A 20770-nucleotide genomic window follows, 5' to 3' on the forward strand; every position below is an offset into this window, starting at 1 on the left:
CGACGACCCGGCGCGAACGGACCACCCGCCGGTCACGGAGGGGCCCGCCGCAAACCTCGATCCAACGCAAGTCTTGGCAAAGTCCGCTCCCACGCCGACGGTCCCGGTCACGTTGTCCGAAGGGGTGGCGAACGGGCAGGATGGTCCGCTATGACGCACGTGATGGCCAAGGGCGCCAACATCGCACTGCCGGCGGCGGCGGTCCGCGCCGTGCTGCGCTGGAGCGCCACGCCCGGTGCGCCGGACGTGGACGCGTCCGCGCTGCTGCTCGGCGCCAACGGCAAGGTCCGTTCGGACGCCGACTTCGTCTTCTACAACCAGCCGCGCCACCCCTCCGGCCTGGTGCGCCACCTGCCCAAGCAGCACACCGCCGGCGGCACCGAGATCATCGACACGGTCGAGGTGGAACTCGCCAAGCTGCCCGCCGGGGTGGACCGGGTGGTGCTGGCCGGCTCCTCCGAGGGCGGACCGTTCCGCGCCGTCCCGGGGCTGCGGCTGCTGCTCTTCGACGCCGCGACCGGTGACGGCGCCGCGCCGCTGGCCGAGTTCCCGATCGTGGACGCCGAGAACGTGTCCGCCCTGGTCGCGGGCGAGCTGTACCGGCGCAACGGCACCTGGAAGTTCCGGGCCATCGGCCAGGGCTACACCTCGGGGCTGATCGGCCTGGCCACCGACTTCGGCATCACCGTCGACGACGAGGCCGAGGACCCGGCGGCGCCCCAGGCCGCGCCGACCCCGGCGCCCGCCTCCACCGCCACCCCCACCGGCGCGGTCGACCCCCGCGCCACCCCGCCGACCGGCCCGCGCGCCGAGGCCCGGCCCGAGCCCGGCACCTTCACCCTGAGCCCGGCCGTCCCGCAGCCCCAGGCCCCGGCCCAGCCCACGACCGCCCCGGCCGCCGCGAACGCTCCGGCGACCCCGCCCCCGCCGGTGGCCCCGCCCACCATGCCCCCGAACCTCCCGCCGGCCCCGCCCGCACCGCCGACCCACCACCCGGGCACCCAGCAGCCGGGCACCCAGGCGGGCGGCTACGGCTACCCCCAGCACCAGCCCGGCACCGGGTACGGCTACCCGCAGCAGCCCCCGCCCACGACCGGCTACGGCTACCCCCAGCCCAACCAGCCGTACCCGCCGCAGCCCCAGCCCCAGCCCCAGCCGGGCACCGGCTACGGCTACCCGCAGCAGCCGCCGCAGGCCGTCCCCCCGCAGCAGCACCCGGGCGGTTACGGCTACCCGCAGCAACAGCCGGGCACCGGCCAGCAGCCGCCCGTCCCGCCGCAGCCCCCGGCCCCGGCCGCCGAGGAGTTCGCGCTGCCCCCGCAGGGCCCGCAGTTCCAGCCGCACTGAGCCGACCCGGCGGGGCCGCCGCCGAAGCACCACGGCCCCGCCGAGCGCCCGGACCCGCCAAGCCCCGCCGCAAGCCGCGCCCCCGCGCCAAGCGCCCCCGGACTCAGCCCCCACCGCTCGACTGCTGCCCCTTGTACCCCCGCTGCCACTGCATCCCGAAGCCGTACAGCCGGTCGATGTCCGCCTGGAACCCGTTGACGTACCGCACCTCGCGGCGCACCGTCAGCTGGTTGTCCCCGCCGTTCTCGATCAGCACCACCGCGCAGGAGCGCGCCGCCCGGGCCCGTTCGTCCAGCTTGATCTCGATCCGCGGCCCGGTCTGCGGCACGATCGTTATCACCGCGTGGGTCTGCTCGAAGGCCGGGGTGCCGTCGTAGATGTAGACGAAGATCAGCAGCCGTTTGAACTTGTCCTTCTTCTCCAGGTTGACGTACATCGTCTCGCCGGAGGGCGCCCCGTACTGGTCGTCGCCGCTGAGCTTGATGTACGGCGGTTCGCGCAGGTCGCCGAAGAGTTCGCCGAGCGGCTGCACCACGCCCCGGGTGCCGTCGGAGAGTTCGTACATGCAGGCCAGGTCGAGGTCGACGTTCAGCTGCTCGTTGCTCCCCGGCGAGTCGGGGTCCTGCGGGCTGAGGATCCGCGGGCTGAAGAACCGCTTGAGGGTGTCCCGGGTGCTCGGCCGGACGGCGCCCGAGCGCATGGTCCAGTGCAGGTTGACGTAGAGGTAGCCGGTGGTGGCGGCGGAGCCGGTGATGGCGTGCTGCGGCGCCGACTTGGTGAGCGTGACCTTGTGCTGCGCGCCCGGGTTGTCGAAGGTGTAGCTCTTGTCCCCGCGCAGGTACTCCCAGATCGAGACCATCCCGTCCTCTCCCCCTGCCTCCGTGCGGCGGTCTGACGATCCGCCGGTCCATGATCGGGCATCGACCCGGCCGACGGATACCCGGACTTCCCCTTTCCCTACCCCGCCCGGCCGTTCACGCCCACCCGTGACGCGAACCGGTGGGTCGATTGGCCCGGGGAAGCCGCCCTCCCGTAACATGCCGCCCCTTCGGACGCGATATCGTCTAGCCGCACAGGTGTCCCGTCCGCCCCTGCGCGGGCGCGGTGGACACGTCGTGCGGCGACGAACGAACCGTCAGGCGGCACCCGCCCCGCGGGACCTGACCACCTGTGTCGCGTTGTGAACCTTGTCCCCTGCGGAAACCCGAGGCCCGACCCGCAATGAACCTGACCTCCATACAGCTGGTCTGGACCGTCATCGGCGGCGCAGCCCTGCTGTTCGTCGCCATCCTGATGGCGACGCTGCGATTCAAGAGTTCGAAGAACGAAGAGGCCGGCGACTCCTGGGAGCGCAGCGAGGAGCGGCGCCGCCGCAAGGAGATGATCTACGGCATCTCCTCGTACACCCTGCTGTTCTGCTGCGCCGGCGTCGCGGCCGCGCTCTCCTTCCACGGCCTGGTGGGCTTCGGCATCGAGAACCTGGGCCTGTCCAACGGCTGGGAGTACCTCGTCCCGTTCGGCCTGGACGGCGCCGCGATGTTCTGCTCGGTGCTCGCCGTCCGCGAGGCCAGCCACGGTGACGCCGCGCTCGGTTCCCGCCTGCTGGTCTGGGTGTTCGCGATCGCCTCGGCCTGGTTCAACTGGGTGCACGCCCCGCGCGGCCTGGGCCACGCCGGCGCCCCGCAGTTCTTCTCCGGCATGTCGATCTCGGCGGCGATCCTGTTCGACCGGGCGCTCAAGCAGACCCGCAAGGCCGCGCTGCGCGAGCAGGGCCTGGTGCCGCGTCCGCTGCCGCAGATCCGCATCGTCCGCTGGCTGCGTGCCCCGCGCGAGACCTACGCGGCCTGGTCGCTGATGCTGCTGGAGAACGTCCGCAGCCTGGACGAGGCGGTCGAGGAGGTGCGCGAGGAGCGTCAGGCGAAGCTGGACGCCAAGGTGCGCGCCCGGTCCGCCGACCGCCGCGAGCGGGCCGAGCTGAAGGCCATCTCCCGCCAGGGCGGCATGCTCGCCCGGGCCCGCGGCGGGCGTCAGGTGCCCGCGCTCACGGCTGCCGGAGACGGCCCGAGCGCTACGGAGCCTGCCCTAGCCGCCGAGAGCGACCACGCCACCTCGACCGCGCAGGACCCGTACACCTCCTCCGCCACCGCCCTGGACGCCGGCCGCCGCCCGCGTGCCGCCGTCGGTTCGTCCTACTCCGCCACGTCCTCGACGAGCGACTCCTACCTGTCCTCCTCCTCGTCCTCGTCGAGCAGCTCCTACTCCTCCTCGACGACCGGCTCGACGAGCAGCTCGTCCTCGTCCTACCGCAGCTCGACCATCGACCTGACGGCCGACGACGACACCCTGGCGATGCCGAAGCTGGACTCGCTGGAGCGCAAGCTGCGCGCGATCGAGCAGCAGCTGGGCTGACCCGGAAGCGCCGACCGGCCATACCGATCAGCAGCACCGCAGGAGCAACGCGAACGGCCGCCCCCGGGATCCCCGGAGGCGGCCGTTGCGTTCGACCCGCCGAAACCCGCCGTGACCCACCGAGCGTCGGCGGGCGGCGGCGGGCGGCGGACTACCGCCCGCTGCCCACGAGTTGCTCCCCCTCCTCCGCCGCCTCGCGCCGGTTGCGCAGCATCGAGGAGCCGAGGGCCAGTCCGATGAAGGCGACGCCGATCAGGCCGGTGACGATCTCCGGGATGTGGTACTTGATCCCGGCCAGCAGGATCACCGCCAGCGCGCCGATCGCGTAGTGGGCGCCGTGCTCCAGGTAGACGTAGTCGTCCAGGGTGCCCTTGCGGACCAGGAACACGGTCAGCGAGCGGATGTACATCGCGCCGATGCCGAGGCCCAGGGTGATCTGGAAGATGTCGTTGGAGACCGCGAAGGCGCCGACGACGCCGTCGAAGGAGAACGACGCGTCCAGCACCTCCAGGTAGAGGAAGAGGAAGAAGGCGGCCTTGCCGGCCACCTGGACGATCGACTTGCCGGACTTCTCGGCCTCCTCCTCGCGTTCGGCCTCCTCCTCCAGCCCCGATTCGAAGATCGAGGAGAGGCCGCCGACGACGAGGTAGCTGATCAGGCCGAGCACACCGGCCAGCAGAACGGTTTCGGCGTGCTCCGCCGCGAAGAAGCGCGAGGCCAGCACCAGCGCGACCAGGGCGACGACACTGGAGAGGGCGTCCACCTTGCCGACCTTCTCCAGCGGGCGCTCCAGCCAGCCCAGCCAGTTGTGCTCCTTCTCGTCGAACAGGAAGTCGAGGAAGATCATGAGCAGGAACACGCCGCCGAAGGCCGCGATGGCGGGGTTGGCCGCCTCCAGGTACTGGCCGTAGGTGAGGCCGTTGTGGGTGCTGCTGGTGTGCAGCGCGAGGTCGATCACCGTCGCCGGGTTGAGCTTCGCGGTGAGACCGACGACCAGCAGCGGGAACACCAGGCGCATCCCGAAGACGGCGATCAGCACACCGACCGTCAGGAAGATCTTCTGCCAGTACGGGTTCATCCGCTTCAACACCGTGGCGTTGACCACCGCGTTGTCGAAGGACAGGGAGATCTCCAGGATGGAGAGGATCAGCACGATGCCGAAGCCTTGGGCTCCCCAGAGCAGTCCGGCCGCGATCAGGCCCAGGGCGGTGATCGCGAACGACCAGCCGAATGTGCGGAGGAACACGGGAGTTGGCTACCTTTCGGGTTCTGGCCGTGTCGGGGGCGGCCTGGTCCCGAGACGCCTGACCGGGCCGGGCCCGGTCAGGTCACCCCCGCACTGCCCTCTGTTCTCATGATCGTTTGATCGTCGATCATTGATCGCTGATCGTTGACTAAGTGCGATAAGTCCGTTTTACGTCCTTACTGTACGTTGACGCCGAAGTCGAGCGCGATCCCGCGCAGGCCGGAGGCGTACCCCTGGCCCACCGCGCGGAACTTCCACTCGCCCGCGTACCGGTACAGCTCGCCGAAGATCATCGCGGTCTCGCTGGACGCGTCCTCGGACAGGTCGTAACGTGCGATCTCCTGGCCGTCGACGGAGTTGACGACCCGGATGTAGGCGTTGCGCACCTGTCCGAAGTTCTGCAGCCGGGCCTCCGCCTCGTAGATCGAGACCGCGAAGACCACCTTGTCCGCCTGGGCCGGGACCAGCTCCAGGTTGACCAGGATCAGCTCGTCGTCACCCGTGTCGTCGCCGCCCACGAGGTTGTCGCCCTGGTGCTCCACCGAGCCCTCGGGGCTCTTGAGGTTGTTGTAGAAGACGAAGTACTCGTCGCCGAGCACTCGTCCGCCACCACAGAGCAGTGCGCTCGCATCGAGGTCGAACGGTGCGCCCGTGGTCGAACGGGCGGACCAGCCGAGGCCGATCTGGACCTGCGTCAGGTTCGGCGCGGCCTTGGTGAGCGAGACGTTCCCGCCCTTGGCGAGCGTGACCACCATGGTGTTCTTCCTCCCTTGCTTCTCCCGGGGCGCCTTACAGGTGTAGTCCCCCGTAGCCCCGGCCGGCCCGCTTCGGCCGGCTGAACTTCCTGAACTCACATCCTCGCAGCGCGCCCGACCCCGGCGAAGCCGGGACGGCGCCGGAGCACGACGAGGCCCGCCGGAGCACGACGAAACCGGGGCGGCCCCGGACCTCGAAGGTCCGGGGCCGCCCCGGTGAGCCGCGCAAGACCCTTGCGCGGCAGGAGGGATCAGACGCCAGGGTTCAGACGCCTGGGATCAGACGTCGGCGATCAGACGTCAGGGATCAGACGTTGACGCCGAAGTCCTGGGCGATGCCGCGCAGGCCGGAGGCGTAACCCTGGCCGATGGCGCGGAACTTCCACTCGCCGCCGTTGCGGTACAGCTCGCCGAACACCATCGCGGTCTCGGTGGAGGCGTCCTCGGAGAGGTCGTAGCGCGCCAGCTCGGCGTTGTTCGCCTGGTTCACCACGCGGATGAACGCGTTGCGCACCTGGCCGAAGTTCTGGCTGCGGTTCTCCGCGTCGTAGATCGACACCGGGAAGACGATCTTCTGCACGTCGGCCGGGACGGCGGCCAGGTTGACCTTGATCGCCTCGTCGTCGCCCTCGCCCTCACCGGTCAGGTTGTCGCCGGTGTGCTCGACCGAGCCGTCCGGGCTCTTCAGGTTGTTGAAGAACACGAAGTTCCCGTCCGAACCGACCTTGCCCTGCTCGTTGCAGAGCAGCGCGCTGGCGTCCAGGTCGAAGTCCGTCCCGGTGGTGGTCCGGACGTCCCAGCCCAGGCCGACCACGACGGCCTGGAGACCCGGCGCCTCCTTGGTGAGCGAGACGTTGCCGCCCTTGCTGAGGCTGACTCCCACGTGTCCTCCAAGAATCGGGAGGCACGGGTGGTGCCCCCGGGTGGTGCGGTTCACGGCGCCGACCGACGAAAAACGGACGTACGCCGCACTCCGCCAACGGCCCGAGCGTAGTACCGGGTTCCCGCACGCACGCCCGAACGGACGGGACCGGAGCGTCGCACGGGCCCTGCGGGACCGGCGGCCGGCCTCCGGGCACCCCGGGCGCCCCGGCCGCCCCGCCGGCGCCCCCTGGTGCCTCCGGGGCCCTCAGAGGCCGGCCAGCACCCTCAGGTACTCCTGCTCGTCCCGGGCGTCCGGGAGGCCGTTGACGACGCTCCAGCGCACCGTGCCGGCCTTGTCGATCACGAAGGTGCCGCGCAGCGGGCAGCCCTTCCGCTCGTCCAGCACGCCGTAGGCGCGGGCGACCTCGCCGTGCGGCCAGAAGTCGGCCAGCAGCGGGAACTCCAGCCCCTCCCGGTCGGCGAGGACGCGCTGGGAGAACTGCGAGTCGCAGGAGACGCCGAGCACCTGGACGTCGTCGTTCTGCAGCCCGGGCAGCTCGCGCTGGATCGCGCCCAGCTCGCCGGTGCAGACCCCGGTGAAGGCGAACGGGTAGAAGACCAGGACGACGTGCTTGCGGCCGCGGAAGTCGGCCAGCCGGACCGTCTCCCCGTGCTGGGTGCTGAGCTCGAAGTCCGGGGCCTGGGTGCCGACCTCGATGGCCATGAACGGGACCTTTCTGACGCGACCGGGCCGCGCGGCGGGCACGGCAGGCGACATCCTCGCATCCGTTGACCGACGTTCGGCCGAACGGATGACCCGGCCCACCGGGCCGTCCGGCCCTTCCGCTCTGAGCGAACAGCTGCCACACCCGCGTCCCCGGCCGCCTGCCGCACCAACCGCACAGGCCCCCGCACGCAAAAGCGCCGGGCCCCGCCGGAGGAGATCCTCCGACGGGGCCCGGCGCGAGGCCCGGGGGCCCGTTCAGCGCTGCTTGGGCTGCTTCGCCGTGGACTTGGTCGCCAGGCGGGTCGCCGCCCAGTCCTTGGCCACCGCGATCGAGCTGGTCTGGGACAGGCCTGCGGTCTTGGCCGCGTCCGCGATCTCGGACGCCTCGATGTGGCCGTCCCGGCCGGTCTTGGGCGTCAGCAGCCAGATCAGCCCGCCCTCGGCCAGGTACTCCAGCGCGTCGACGAGGGAGTCGGTGAGGTCCCCGTCGTCGTCGCGGTGCCAGAGCAGGACGGCGTCCGCGACGTCGTCGTAGTCCTCGTCGACGAGCTCCGTCCCGGTGATCTCCTCGATGCCCTCGCGGAGATCCTGGTCAGTGTCTTCGTCGTACCCCAGCTCCTGGACGATCTGGCCCTCTTCGAAGCCGAGACGGGTCGCCGGGTTGGACTTGTCCGCGGGGTCCGCGGTCGCGCTCACGGGAATAACCTCCAGTATTCGGCCCGGCATCCATGCCGAGGCTGTGGCCGTAGTCCACACGGGCGCGGCGGTTCGCGCAAGTACCCGACCCCCGATCCCCCCCAAAGGTTGACGTGTCGCACGGGGACACGCCGGGCGAGGTGTCGGGAATCACACCGATTTGCCCTTCTCTGCGTGGGACAAGGATGCTTCGGGTGGTCCCGGCCCACAGGCCGTACGCGTGCCCGAGATGCGAACGGCATTCGGGGTCCGCGCGTGCGCGGGCGTAGAGTCTCCTGTTGGCCCTCACCCCGGCCGCCCGCCATCGGGCGGACGGGACACCAGGTCGGACCACCTCTTTTCGTAACACCCGGGGGTGTACGGAGCGGACGAAGAAGCCCGCGACGCGCACCACCAGACCGTTCCGCCCAGTGGGCGGCATGGTTACCGATCGGTAGAGATGACGGATCTCCGAGCGCGGTAGCACGATGGAGGCGGCGCGACACACCTCTAGTTTCGACCGACAGTGAAGGAACAGCGTGGCTTCCGGATCCGATCGCAACCCGATCATCATTGGCGGCCTTCCGAGTCAGGTCCCGGACTTCGATCCCGAGGAGACCGCGGAATGGCTGGAGTCGCTCGATGCGGCCATCGACGAGCGGGGGCGTGAGCGTGCCCGTTACCTGATGCTGCGCCTGATCGAGCGCGCCCGCGAGAAGCGTGTCGCCGTGCCCGAGATGCGCAGCACGGACTACGTCAACACCATCGCGACCAAGGACGAGCCGTTCTTCCCCGGCAACGAGGAGATCGAGCGCAAGATCCTCAACGCGACCCGCTGGAACGCGGCCGTCATGGTCTCCCGGGCGCAGCGCCCGGGCATCGGCGTCGGTGGCCACATCGCCACCTTCGCCTCCTCCGCGTCGCTGTACGACGTCGGCTTCAACTACTTCTTCCGCGGCAAGGACGCCGAGGGCGAGTCGGGCGACCAGATCTTCTTCCAGGGTCACGCCTCCCCCGGCATCTACGCCCGCGCCTTCCTGCTGGACCGACTCACCGAGCAGCAGCTCGACGCGTTCCGCCAGGAGAAGTCGAAGGCGCCGTACGGCCTGTCCAGCTACCCGCACCCGCGGCTGATGCCGGACTTCTGGGAGTTCCCGACCGTCTCGATGGGCCTCGGCCCGCTCGGCGCGATCTACCAGGCGCGGATGAACCGCTACCTGGAGCACCGGGGCATCAAGGACACCTCGGACTCGCAGGTCTACGCCTTCCTCGGCGACGGCGAGATGGACGAGCCCGAGTCGCTCGGCCAGCTGTCGCTGGCCGCCCGCGAGGGCCTGGACAACCTGACCTTCGTGGTCAACTGCAACCTGCAGCGTCTGGACGGCCCGGTCCGCGGCAACGGCAAGATCATCCAGGAGCTGGAGTCCCAGTTCCGGGGCGCCGGCTGGAACGTGATCAAGCTGGTCTGGGACCGCAGCTGGGACCCGCTGCTCGCGCAGGACCGCGACGGCGTCCTGGTCAACAAGCTGAACACCACGGTGGACGGCCAGTTCCAGACCTACGCCACCGAGACCGGCCAGTACATCCGCGAGCACTTCTTCGGCGGCGACCTGCGCCTGCGCGCCATGGTCGAGAACATGACCGACCAGCAGATCCAGCACCTGGGTCGCGGCGGCCACGACCACAAGAAGATCTACGCGGCGTTCAAGGCTGCCCGCGAGCACAAGGGCCAGCCGACGGTCATCCTGGCCCAGACGGTCAAGGGCTGGACGCTCGGCCCCAACTTCGAGGGCCGCAACGCCACCCACCAGATGAAGAAGCTGACGGTCGAGGACCTGAAGCGCTTCCGCGACCGGCTGCACCTGCCGATCACCGACAAGCAGCTGGACGAGGGCTACCCGCCCTACTACCACCCGGGTCGCGACTCGGAAGAGATCCAGTACATGCACGACCGCCGCAGCGAGCTGGGCGGCTACGTGCCGACCCGCAAGGTGCGCCCGCGCAAGCTGGAACTGCCCGGCGACGACGCGTACAAGTCGGTCAAGAAGGGCTCCGGCAACCAGACCATCGCCACCACCATGGCGTTCGTCCGGGTGCTCAAGGACCTCATGCGGGACAAGGGCATCGGCAACCGCTTCGTGCCGATCGCGCCGGACGAGTACCGCACCTTCGGCATGGACTCGCTCTTCCCGTCGGCGAAGATCTACAACCCGCTGGGCCAGACCTACGAGTCGGTCGACCGCGACCTGCTGCTGGCCTACAAGGAGTCGCCGACCGGCCAGATGCTGCACGACGGCATCTCCGAGGCCGGCTGCACCGCCTCGCTGATCGCCGCCGGGTCGTCCTACGCGACCCACGGCGAGCCGCTGATCCCGGTGTACGTCTTCTACTCGATGTTCGGGTTCCAGCGCACCGGCGACCAGTTCTGGCAGATGGCCGACCAGCTCGCCCGCGGCTTCGTGATCGGCGCCACCGCCGGCCGCACCACGCTGACCGGTGAGGGCCTGCAGCACGCCGACGGCCACTCGCACCTGCTGGCCTCGACCAACCCCGGCGTCGTCGCGTACGACCCGGCGTACGGCTTCGAGATCGCGCACATCGTCCAGGACGGTCTGCGGCGGATGTACGGCTCCAGCGCCGAACACCCGCACGGCGAGGACGTGTTCTACTACCTCACCGTCTACAACGAGCCGATCAAGATGCCGGCCGAGCCCGAGAACGTGGACGTCGAGGGCATCCTCAAGGGTCTGCACCGGTACGCGCCGGCCACCGCCGGCCAGATCCCGGCCCAGATCCTCGCCTCCGGCGTGGCCGTGCCGTGGGCCCTGGAGGCCCAGCGCATCCTCGCCGAGGAGTGGAACGTCAAGGCCGACGTCTGGTCCGCGACCTCCTGGAACGAGCTGCGCCGCGACGCGGTGGAGGCCGAGGAGTTCAACCTGCTGCACCCCGAGGAGCAGCAGCGGGTGCCGTACGTCACCCAGAAGCTCCAGGGCGCCGAGGGCCCGTTCGTCGCCGTGTCCGACTGGATGCGCGCCGTTCCGGACCAGATCTCGCGCTGGGTGCCGGGCCAGTGGCAGTCGCTGGGCGCCGACGGCTTCGGCTTCGCCGACACCCGTGGCGCAGCCCGTCGCTTCTTCCACATCGACGCGCAGTCGGTCGTCCTGGGCGTGCTCACCGAGCTCGCCAAGCAGGGCAAGATCGACCGCTCGGCGCTGAAGGACGCGATCGACCGCTACCAGCTGCTGGACGTGGCCGCGGCCGACCCGGGTGCCGCCGGCGGCGACGCCTGATCACCCGCTAGTGCCTGAGAGGGCCGGACTCCCGTACGGGGGTCCGGCCCTTCGGCGTTCCCCACACCCGACGCCCCGGGTCCGAGCAGCACGGCGGCCCCGGACTCCCCCACGGAGTCCGGGGCCGCGCGTACGAGTACGGGCTCAGATGTGCACGGCCGGGCCCGCGTCGGTCTCGCCGCGGCGGGTCAGCAGGGCGAGCAGGGCGGCGCCGAAGGCCACCACCGCGGCCACCGCGAAGGCCAGCGACATCCCGCTGACGAAGGACTGGTGCACGGCGCCGGCCATCGCGTCCACCGCCTGCTGCGGGGTACCGGGCGGGGCCGGCGGGGTGATGCCCAGCTGGGCGGCCTGCTTGAGGCCCTCGGCCTGCGGCCCCTCGACCGGCTGCAGCCCCGCCTCGGCCCAGTTGCCGGGCAGCACGTCGCCGACCTTGGCGGCCATCAGGGCGCCCAGCACGGCGGTGCCGAGGCTGCCGCCGACCTGCATGGCGGCCTGCTGGAGGCCGCCGGCCACGCCGGACAGCTCCAGCGGGGCGTTGCCGACGATGACCTCGGTGGCGCCGACGATGACCGGGCTGATGCCGAGGCCCATCAGGACGAACCAGAGCGACATCACGCCGGTGCCGGAGCCGGTGTCCAGGGTGGACATGCCGATCATCGCGCCGGTGGTGAGCAGCATCCCGACCATGATCGGGATCCGCGGGCCGAGCTTGCCGATCGCGATGCCCGCCAGGGGCGAGCCGACGATCATCATGCCGGTCATCGGCAGCAGGTGGACGCCGGCGTCGACCGGCTTCATCCCGTGCACGTTCTGGAGGTAGAAGGTCACGAAGAAGATCGCGCCGAAGAACGCGAAGGCCATCAGCACCATCAGCAGCACGCCCGCCGACAGCGGCACCGAGCGGAACAGGCTGAGCGGGATCAGCGGCTCCTTCGCCCGGCCCTGCCAGAACGCGAAGAGCACCATCAGCACCACCGCGCCGCCCAGGAACAGCAGCGTCCGGGCGTCGCCCCAGCCCCACTCGGGGGCCTTGATGATGCCGAAGACCAGCGCGAACATCCCGACCGAGAGCAGCGCGATGCCGGGCACGTCGAAGGACTTGGCGGCGTTCTCGGCCCGCACGTCCTTGAGGATCCACAGACCGAGGGCCACCGCGATCAGGCCGACCGGGATGTTGATGAAGAACACCGACTCCCAGCTGACGTGCTCGACCAGCAGGCCGCCGACGATCGGGCCGGCCGCGGTGGAGGCGCCGATCACCCCGCCCCAGATGCCGATCGCCATGTTCAGCCTGTCGGCCGGGAAGGCCCCGCGCAGCAGGCCGAGCGCGGCCGGCTGGAGCAGCGCCCCGAACAGGCCCTGGAGGACGCGGAAGGCGATCACGGTCTGGATGTTGCCGGCGAAGCCGATCGCGGCCGAGGTGGCGGCGAAGCCGACCGCGCCGACCAGGAAGGTGCTCTTGTGGCCGAAGCGGTCACCGATCTTGCCGGCGGTGATCAGGAAGACCGCGAGCGCCAGCAGGTAGCCGCTGGTGACCCACTGGATCTCGGAGGGCGCGGCCCCGAGCTTCTCCTGGATCACCGGGTTGGCGATCGCGACGATGGTGCCGTCCAGGGCGACCATCATCACGCCGACGGCGACGGTCAGCAGGGTCAGCCAGGGGTGCCCCTTGAGCCCTCCCCCGGCCGACGGCTTCGACGGCGGCGCCGCGTCCGCCTCGGAGTTCTTGACGACGGACTGACTCATCTGGGGCCCTCCGTGGGCGTGGCAGAGACCGGACGTGATGGTGGCGCTGCGACGACCCACCCGTCCCCACGAGTGCCCGGTCGACGAGCGCCACTCGGCAGATTATGTCAGCTACTGACATTCGGCAAACACTGACTTCTGACCTGCACTGACATTTGTCAGGCCGCTAAGGTTGTGCTCCCACCCGCCCCACCCGCGCCCCGGAAGGCCCCCGCCATGGCCGCTCGCACCCCCCACCCCGTCGGCACCCCCGAGGACCTCGGCCGGGCCCCCGGCCTGCGGGAGCGCAAGAAGCAGCAGACCCGGGACGCCCTGGTGCAGGCCGCCCACGAGCTCTTCCTCGGCCAGGGCTTCGCCCGGACCACCGTCGACGAGATCGCCTCCGCCGTCGACGTCTCCCAGCGCACCTTCTTCCGCTACTTCGCCAACAAGGACGAGGTCGCCCTCGCCGTCCTGGCCGACGCCGAGGACCACTTCATCCACTGCCTGCGCCACCGCCCGGCCGAGGAGACCCCGCTGGAGGCCCTGCGCGCCTCGATCGTCAAGGCCTGGCGCGACCTCGGGAACGCCCGGACCCCCGGCCCCGGCTCGATCAGCAGCGCCCTCGAACTGCTGCGGATCATCGAGGACACCCCCGCCCTGCTCGCCGCCCACCTGCGCCGGGTCACCGAGCAGGAGCGGCTGGTGGCCCAGGTGCTCGCCGAACGCGAAGGACTCGACCCGGTCGAGGACCTGCGCCCGGTCGTGCTCGCCGCCGTCTTCGGCAGCCTGCTGCGCGCCGCCCACCTGTCCTGGACCGCCGAACAGGAACCGGCCGGCCCCGAGGGCATGGTCGCGGTGATCGAGCGCCACTTCGACCAGCTCGGCCCCGCCCTGGCCGGCCACTGGCGCCCCTGAGGACCCCTCCCGCGGCAGCCGCCCGTCATACCCGGGTATCACCCCGTACCCGGGTAGCCCCCGGAAGTTCGCGCTCCAGTCCGACGCGGGGAGCGGGCCCGCCCTCCTAGGCTGGCCCGCGATGAAGACGCTCACCGCCGCCGACGCCCGCAGGTTCGCCGCCCGTCAACTGCGCACCCTGCGGCAGCACCTGACCAGCCCCAGCGAGGACGACACCCCGCTGCTCGGGAACTCCCGCCGACGCTGGGTGCGCAGGATCCCGTACGCCGTCGCGATCATCCTCCAGGCCTCGCTGATCCCCACCGGGATCACCACCCTGGTCGGCTTCTACGACGTGGTGCTGCCGGTCGCCGCCGCGCTCACCGTCGCCCTGACCATCCCGCTGTTCCTCGCCATCACCCGGCCGCTGGCCGCCTGGTGGATCAGCGCCCCCACCCTGGTCCTCACCGCCACCATCACCGCCCGCCACCACCAGCTGACGGGCAGTTGGCCGTGGACGGCGCCGATGATCATCTCGTACCTCTTCCTGCTGCTCGCCCTCGGGCTGCGCGAACGCCGGGCCACCCTGATCGCGGTCTGGGTCGCCACCCTCCTGCTCACCGTCCTCACCACCACCCTCGGCCTGCCCCGGGCCGGCGACGGCACCACCGTGCTGCTGATCGCGCTCAGCGGCGCCGTCCTGCTGCTCGGCTGGGCCGTGCGGGACCGCGCGGTCGCCCGCCGGCTGCTCACCGAGCAGGAGCAGATCAGCGAGGTGGAACGCGAACGGCGCACCCTGCTGGAGGAACGCGCCCGGATCGCCAGGGAGTTGCACGACGTGGTGGCCCACCACATGTCGGTGATCGCGGTCCAGGCCGCCAGCGCGCCCTACCGGATCGAGGGCGTCCCGGCCGACGCCGCCGAGGAGTTCACCGCGATCGCCGGCACCGCGCGCGAGTCGCTGGCCGAGATGCGCCGACTGCTCGGGGTGCTGCGCAGCGAGGAGACCGCCGGGGAGCGGGCCCCGCAGCCGGGGGTCGACCGTCTCGACCAGCTGGTCGAGACGGTCGGACGGGCCGGGGTGCCCGTCGAACTGAGCGTGGACGAGGGGCTGGCCGAGCTGGTGCCGCAGGCCGTCGGGCTCTCCGTCTACCGGATCGTGCAGGAGGCGCTGGCCAACGTGGTCCGGCACGCCCCCGGCGCCCGGACCTGGGTGTCGCTGTCGGCCGACGGCCCGGAACTGCGGCTCACCGTGGTCAACGCGCCCCCGCCGCACCGCACCGAGTCGCTGGAGGCCTCGGCCGAGGGCACCGGGCACGGCCTGGTCGGGATGCGTGAACGCGTCCGGCTGGTCGATGGCAGTCTGGACACCGGTCCGCTGGCGGACGGCGGCTTCAAGGTGGCCGCCGTCCTGCCGCTCGACCGGCCCGAACGCCCAGACACCCCCGGGGAGCAACCCGTATGACCATCCGCGTGATCATCGTCGACGACCAGGCCATGGTGCGGGCCGGCTTCGCCGCCCTGCTCAACGCCCAGAGCGACATCGACGTGGTGGGGGACGCGGCGGACGGCGCCCAGGCCCTCGAAGTCACCGGCCGCACCCACCCGGACCTGGTGCTGATGGACGTCCGGATGCCCGTCATGGACGGCCTGGAGGCCGCCCGGCGACTGCTCGACCCCGAAGTCCCCGGCGCCCACCGCCCCAAGGTGCTGATGCTGACCACCTTCGACGTGGACGACTACGTGTACGAGGCGCTGCGCGCCGGGGCCAGCGGCTTCCTGCTCAAGGACGCCCCGCCGGCCGACCTGATCGCCGCCGTCCGGGTGGTCGCGGCCGGCGAGGCGCTGCTCGCCCCCTCCGTCACCCGGCGGCTGATCGCCGACTTCGCCCGCAACCGGCCCGCCAAGCGCCGCGACCCCAAACTGCGGCTCAACGGCCTGACCCCGCGCGAGACCGAGGTGCTGGAACTGATCGCCCGCGGCCTCTCCAACCAGGAGATCGCCGCACAACTGGTGCTCGCCGAACAGACCGTCAAGACCCACATCGGGCGCATCCTCGCCAAGCTCGACCTGCGCGACCGCGCCCAAGCGGTGGTGCTGGCCTACGAATCCGGGCTGGTGACCCCCGGCGAGTAAGGGGGGTTATCCCCCTCATACCCCGGTAGCACCGGGTAGTTGGCCCCGCGGTGTGACGTCCGCGGGGCCGTCGTGTTCCTACCTTCCTCCTCGTCGAAAGCCGCAACCGGCAGCCGAAGCCGGCGGCCGAACGGACGAGGGAGTACAGGGACATGCGGAAGCTCCGGACCAAGCGGGCCATCATCGCCACCGCGCTGGCACTGGCGGCCGTGCTCGGCGCGGGCGGCTGGGCCGCCGACACCCAGACCGCCCTCACCGGCCCGCCGCCCGGCAGCGCCGCCTGGACCGCCGACACCGCGATCGGCCTCCGCCTCCCCGACCCGGCCACCACCACCCCCGCCCAAGTGGCCGCCTTCTTCGCCGGGTTGACGCCCACCCAGCAGGAGGCCCTGGCCGCCCGGCACCCCCTGGTGGTCGGCAACCTGGACGGTGCCCCGGTCCGACTCCGGTACCACGCCAACACCCTGGCCCTCACCGCCGAACGCGACCGCGAACTCGCCCGGACCACCGGCCCGGCCCTCACCCCGCAGGACCACCAGGCCGCCCGCACCCGCGTCGAGCGCTACCGCACCCTGCTGGACGGCGGCCGGCAGATCCTCGCCTTCGACCCGCGCGGCCGCGGCGAGGTCGCCGAGGTCTTCGGCGACCTCGCCACCGCCCCCCGCACCGCCGTGATCGTCCCCGGCTCGGACATCGACCTGCTCACCTTCGACCGCGCCACCGAGCCGTACGGCACCCCCGCCGGCATGGCCCGCGCCCTCCGCCAGGCCACCGACGGACGGACCGCCGTGATCGCCTGGGCCGGCTACACCACCCCGGTCGGCGTCGGCGTCGACGCCGCCACCGAGGACCTCGCCCGGGCCGGCGCCGACCGGCTCACCCGCCTGCTGGACGGACTCGCCGTCAGCACCTCCCCGCAGGCCCCGGCCACGGTGTTCTGCCACAGCTACGGCTCGGTGGTCTGCGGCCTGGCCCGCCCGACCCCCGCCCGCGCCTCCGCCCTGGTGGTGCTCGGCTCGCCCGGCATGGGCATCGGCTCGGCCGCCGACCTCGACCCCGGCGTCCCGCTCTGGGCCACCGCCCGCAACGACTCGGACTGGATCGGCGACGTGCCCAACGTCCGGTTCCTCGGCCTCGGCCACGGCGCCGACCCGACCGACCCCGGCTTCGGCGCCCGCCCGCTGCCCTCCACCGGATCCCACGGCCACACCGGCTACTTCGCCCCCGGCACCGCCTCGCTCGCCGCCTACGCCGCCATCGCCCTCGGCCTCGGCCGCTGAGCCGCTGACTCCCCGCCAAGGAAGGAGCACCACCATGGCCCACCCCCTCACCACCCTGCGCCGCGCCGCCGAGAAGGTCGACGCGAAGACCCCCGCCAGCCGCGACCGCGCCCTGGACGGCCTGCGCGCCCTCGCCCTGCTGTCCGTCCCGATCGGCCACTGGATGCTCGGCGGCCTCACCCGCTCCTCCGACGGCGCCCTGCACAACGCCAGCCCGCTCTCCTCGCTCGGCGGCTTCGCCCCGGCCAGCTGGTTCCTCCAGATGCTCGGGGTGTTCTTCCTGGTCGGCGGCTACTCCTCGGTCCGCTCGCTGGAGCGGGCCCGGGAGAAGGGGCTGACGTACGGGGGTTGGCTGCGGGCCCGGACGGTCCGGCTGCTGCGCCCGGTGCTCGGGGTGACGGCGGTGTGGGCGGTGCTGATCCCGCTGCTGCCCCGGCTCGGCGTGCCGACGGACACCCTGCGGACCGGCGCGACGCTGGTGGTGCAGCCGCTCTGGTACATCGGGGTGTACCTGGCGCTGACCGCGCTCACCCCGCTCTGCGCGGCCTTCGGGCGCCGGCTCGGCCCGTGGTCGGCGGGCCTGCTGGTGGCCTCGGTCGCGGCCGTGGACCTGCTGCGGTACGGGCCGTGGGCCGAGGCGGTGCCGTCCTGGGTGGGGCTGCTGAACCTGCTGCCGGGCTGGATGTTCGGCTACCAGCTGGGCGTGCTGTGGGCGCAGGGCCGGCTCGGCCGGTCGGCGGCCCGGGTGCTGCTGTTCGGCGGCGGCGTGCTGTTCGCGGTCCTGCTGGTGGTGTTCCACTACCCGGCGAGCATGGTCGGGGTGCCGGGCGTCGAGCGGACCAACTCGCACCCGCCGTCCCTGCTGGTGCTGGCGCTGGCGGCGGTGCAGTGCGGCGCGGCGGTGCTGCTGCGGGAGCGGCTGGGCCGGCTGCTGACCCGCCGCCCGCTGCTGTGGCTGCCGGTGGTGGCGGTCAACCTGTCGGCGATGACGATCTTCTGCTGGCACCAGAGCGCGATGCTCGCGGTGGCCGTGCCCGGCGCGGCGGGCCTCGGCGCCGTCCCGGGGCTGACCACCGCACCGGACTCGCTCGCCTGGGTGGCCGCCCGGCTGGCCCTGCTGCCGCTGTTCGCAGTCGCCCTGGTGGCGATCGGGTGGTTCACCCGGCGCTTCGACGGGCCGTGGACGGCCTTCTCCCGGGCCGGCAAGGCGCTGGCGGGCGCGGCGGCGGCGCTGTTCGCCGCGTACGCGCTGGGCGTGGTGTGACCCACCCCGGAGATCACAGCGTCGAAGGGGCGCGGACCGAACGGTCCGCGCCCCTTCGGCCGTTCAAGCGCTCCCCCGGGAGGGGACCGCTCCAAGGGGTGCACGGCGCATGCGGACCACCACACGCCGTGATGTTCTGTGACGGTCGGCGACCACCGCTGGACCGCGCCCGCCCACGGCCCGTCCGTCCGCATTCGCCCCCTCCCCGCACGCCCCCTCCCCTAGGAGACCCATGTCCCCGTCCCCTCCACGCCCGCAGGCCCGGGCCGGCCGCCGGCTCCCGGCCGCCGCCGTGGTCCTGGCGGTCACCGCCGGATCCCTGCTGGGCGCCGCCGCCCCGGCACTCGCCCACGGCGGGGACGACCTCGCCCCGCACGTCGACTCCCGCCGGGTCGCCGAGGAGGTGCGGCAGGACGAGGTCGCGGCCCTCGGCCAGGAGCACGCCGAGGAGCACGCCCGGATGCGCGCGGCCGTCCGCGGCATCGGCGACTACCCGCAGACCACCCGGACCAACCGGTACAACGCCCTGACGGCCTCCCAGGCCGACCGCAACAAGGCCTTCGCACCGGAGACCTGGGGCGCGTTCAAGGAGTACTTCCCGTCCCCGGACTTCGGCGACCACGTCGCCCTGCTGCCGACCGGCAAGGTGCTGCTGTTCTCCTTCGAGCGGATCGAGACCAACCCCGAGAAGGAACCCGCCCCCACCCAGACCACCGGCAAGGAGAACGCCGGCCGGGCCTTCCTCTGGGACCCTGCCAAGGGCACCGGCAAGGAGGCCTTCAAGCAGGTCAACCCGCCCACCGCCGACATGCCGGACGGCCTCGACCAGCCCCGCCCGGTGCCGTTCTTCTGCTCCGGCCACTCCTTCCTGCCCAACGGCATGCTCGGCGTCTTCGGCGGCAACCTGGGCGGCAACGGCGGCACCGGCGCCAAGCTCTCGCTGGTCTTCGACCCGTGGACGGAGACCTGGACCCGCAACCCCGACATGTCGGTGGGCCGTTGGTACCCCTCGGTGGTGACCGGGGCCGACGGGCGGCAGCTGATCATGTCCGGCCAGTCCGAACTCGGCTACGGCACCCCGACCCCGGTGGTCGAACGCTTCCCCGCCAAGGCCTTCCCGGTGCCGGTGAAGAAGACCGACACCCCCGCCAACACGCCGGTCGAACGGTTCAAGGCGGACGCGCCGTTCAGCTTCGACTACCCGCACCTGTTCTCGCTCAACGACGGCAACGTCTACGGCTTCGGCCGGGCCGCGAACGAGCAGTGGCGGTTCGACCCGGTCGCCGAGACCCGCGCCGACCTCACCGCCCGCCCCGACGGCCGCAAGCGCAACTACGGCTCCGCCGTGATGCTGCCCGCCGGCGCCAACGGCCCGGACTCGGCGCTGATCCTCGGCGGCGACCGGGACAACCCGGGCACCCTGCGCTTCTCCAACGGCAGTTGGACCGCCGAGAAGTCCCGCGCCTTCGGCCGCACCCAGGACGACACCCTGCTGCTGCCCGACGGCCGGCTGATGACGGTCAACGGCGCCTACGACATCCGCGACTACGGCAACGGCCCGTACAACCCGAACGCGGACCTCAAGTACCGCCAGGTCGAACTCCGCGACGACCAGGGCAACTGGCAGCTCGGCCCGGTCCAGCGGCTGCCGCGCGGCTACCACTCCAACGCGGTGGTGCTGCCGGACGGCCGGATCATGGTGACCGGCGACGAGCTCCAGGAGCTGGCCAACAACCCGGACGTCAACGGCACGGTGAGCGGCGTCCCGGGGACCGCCGGCCCGATCACCATGAACGGCACCATCGAGATCTACGAGCCGCCCTACCTCCACCAGGGCGACCGGCCCGCGCTCGCCAACGCGCCCACCGCGCCGGTCGGTTACGACAAGAAGTTCACCGTCACCAGCACCACCCCCGGCCTCGCCGCCAGGGCCGTCCTGCTGGCGCCGACCACCTCCACCCACTCGGTCAACACCAGCCAGCGCCACATCGACCTGCGGCTGACCAGCCGGGCCGGCAACCGACTGGAGTTCCAGGCCCCGCCGGACGCCAAGGCCGCCCCGCCCGGCTGGTACCTGCTCTTCCTGCTCAGCGACAAGGGCGTGCCCAGCGTCGCGCAGTGGGTGCAGCTCAGTCCCTCCGCCTGAAACCCC

16 protein-coding genes are annotated in these 20770 nt (G+C 71.9%); 9 read left to right on the forward strand and 7 right to left on the reverse strand.

Annotated elements, in window-relative coordinates; translation table 11 throughout:
- The first annotated feature begins 150 nt into the window (after nt 1-150).
- Nucleotides 151-1347: a TerD family protein gene (locus ACFVXG_RS16680; protein WP_387928168.1), complete on the forward strand. Its 1197-nt coding sequence runs from the start codon at nt 151-153 to the stop codon at nt 1345-1347.
- A gap of 103 nt (nt 1348-1450) precedes the next feature.
- On the opposite strand, the gene ACFVXG_RS16685 is transcribed toward ACFVXG_RS16680, so the two are convergent.
- Entirely contained in the window at nt 1451-2206 is a 756-nt protein-coding gene (locus ACFVXG_RS16685; RefSeq protein WP_387928170.1) for a Tellurium resistance, read from the reverse strand.
- A 362-nt stretch (nt 2207-2568) separates the two neighbouring features.
- On the opposite strand from ACFVXG_RS16685, the gene ACFVXG_RS16690 reads away from it, so the two are divergent.
- A complete protein-coding gene (locus tag ACFVXG_RS16690) occupies nt 2569-3756 on the forward strand; it encodes a DUF2637 domain-containing protein (RefSeq protein WP_387928172.1) in 1188 nt (395 codons plus the stop codon).
- A 151-nt stretch (nt 3757-3907) separates the two neighbouring features.
- Here the strand turns inward: ACFVXG_RS16690 and ACFVXG_RS16695 are convergent, their stop codons facing one another.
- From ACFVXG_RS16695 to ACFVXG_RS16715, 5 genes are all read right to left on the reverse strand, one after another.
- Nucleotides 3908-5002: a DUF475 domain-containing protein gene (locus ACFVXG_RS16695; protein ID WP_387928173.1), complete on the reverse strand. Its 1095-nt coding sequence runs from the start codon at nt 5000-5002 to the stop codon at nt 3908-3910.
- 176 nt (nt 5003-5178) lie between these two features.
- Nucleotides 5179-5757 (reverse strand): TerD family protein, encoded by a 579-nt coding sequence (locus tag ACFVXG_RS16700; protein ID WP_387928174.1) that lies wholly within the window; start codon nt 5755-5757, stop codon nt 5179-5181.
- 307 nt (nt 5758-6064) lie between these two features.
- On the reverse strand, nt 6065-6640 hold the full coding sequence (locus ACFVXG_RS16705; RefSeq protein ID WP_387928175.1) for a TerD family protein: 576 nt from the start codon (nt 6638-6640) through the stop codon (nt 6065-6067).
- Between the two features lie 246 nt (nt 6641-6886).
- Nucleotides 6887-7345, reverse strand: coding sequence for a peroxiredoxin (locus ACFVXG_RS16710; protein WP_387928177.1), 459 nt, complete (start codon nt 7343-7345; stop codon nt 6887-6889).
- A 258-nt stretch (nt 7346-7603) separates the two neighbouring features.
- Nucleotides 7604-8044: a DUF3052 domain-containing protein gene (locus ACFVXG_RS16715; RefSeq protein ID WP_387928179.1), complete on the reverse strand. Its 441-nt coding sequence runs from the start codon at nt 8042-8044 to the stop codon at nt 7604-7606.
- Nucleotides 8045-8562: 518 nt separating this feature from the next.
- Here ACFVXG_RS16715 and aceE point away from each other — a divergent pair.
- Nucleotides 8563-11313, forward strand: a complete 2751-nt coding sequence (gene aceE, locus ACFVXG_RS16720; protein WP_350509374.1) for a pyruvate dehydrogenase (acetyl-transferring), homodimeric type — start codon at nt 8563-8565, stop codon at nt 11311-11313.
- A gap of 144 nt (nt 11314-11457) precedes the next feature.
- On the opposite strand, the gene ACFVXG_RS16725 is transcribed toward aceE, so the two are convergent.
- Nucleotides 11458-13062 (reverse strand): MFS transporter, encoded by a 1605-nt coding sequence (locus ACFVXG_RS16725; protein WP_387928181.1) that lies wholly within the window; start codon nt 13060-13062, stop codon nt 11458-11460.
- Nucleotides 13063-13278: 216 nt separating this feature from the next.
- On the opposite strand from ACFVXG_RS16725, the gene ACFVXG_RS16730 reads away from it, so the two are divergent.
- From ACFVXG_RS16730 to ACFVXG_RS16755, 6 genes are all read left to right on the forward strand, one after another.
- The gene (locus ACFVXG_RS16730; RefSeq protein ID WP_387928183.1) at nt 13279-13959 is read left to right on the forward strand and encodes a TetR/AcrR family transcriptional regulator; all 681 of its coding nucleotides are present in this window, start codon (nt 13279-13281) and stop codon (nt 13957-13959) included.
- Between the two features lie 121 nt (nt 13960-14080).
- On the forward strand, nt 14081-15403 hold the full coding sequence (locus tag ACFVXG_RS16735; protein ID WP_387928185.1) for a sensor histidine kinase: 1323 nt from the start codon (nt 14081-14083) through the stop codon (nt 15401-15403).
- On the forward strand, nt 15400-16074 hold the full coding sequence (locus tag ACFVXG_RS16740) for a response regulator transcription factor (protein WP_350509378.1): 675 nt from the start codon (nt 15400-15402) through the stop codon (nt 16072-16074). Before ACFVXG_RS16735 ends, ACFVXG_RS16740 begins: the two co-directional genes overlap by 4 nt.
- 152 nt (nt 16075-16226) lie before the next feature.
- A complete protein-coding gene (locus ACFVXG_RS16745) occupies nt 16227-17354 on the forward strand; it encodes an alpha/beta hydrolase (RefSeq protein WP_387928187.1) in 1128 nt (375 codons plus the stop codon).
- 34 nt (nt 17355-17388) lie between these two features.
- Nucleotides 17389-18618, forward strand: a complete 1230-nt coding sequence (locus ACFVXG_RS16750) for an acyltransferase (protein WP_387928189.1) — start codon at nt 17389-17391, stop codon at nt 18616-18618.
- A 232-nt stretch (nt 18619-18850) separates the two neighbouring features.
- Nucleotides 18851-20764 (forward strand): galactose oxidase-like domain-containing protein, encoded by a 1914-nt coding sequence (locus ACFVXG_RS16755; RefSeq protein WP_387928190.1) that lies wholly within the window; start codon nt 18851-18853, stop codon nt 20762-20764.
- Nucleotides 20765-20770 lie beyond the last annotated feature (6 nt).

This window comes from Kitasatospora sp. NPDC058162 (assembly GCF_042884005.1).
GTDB lineage: Bacteria > Actinomycetota > Actinomycetes > Streptomycetales > Streptomycetaceae > Kitasatospora.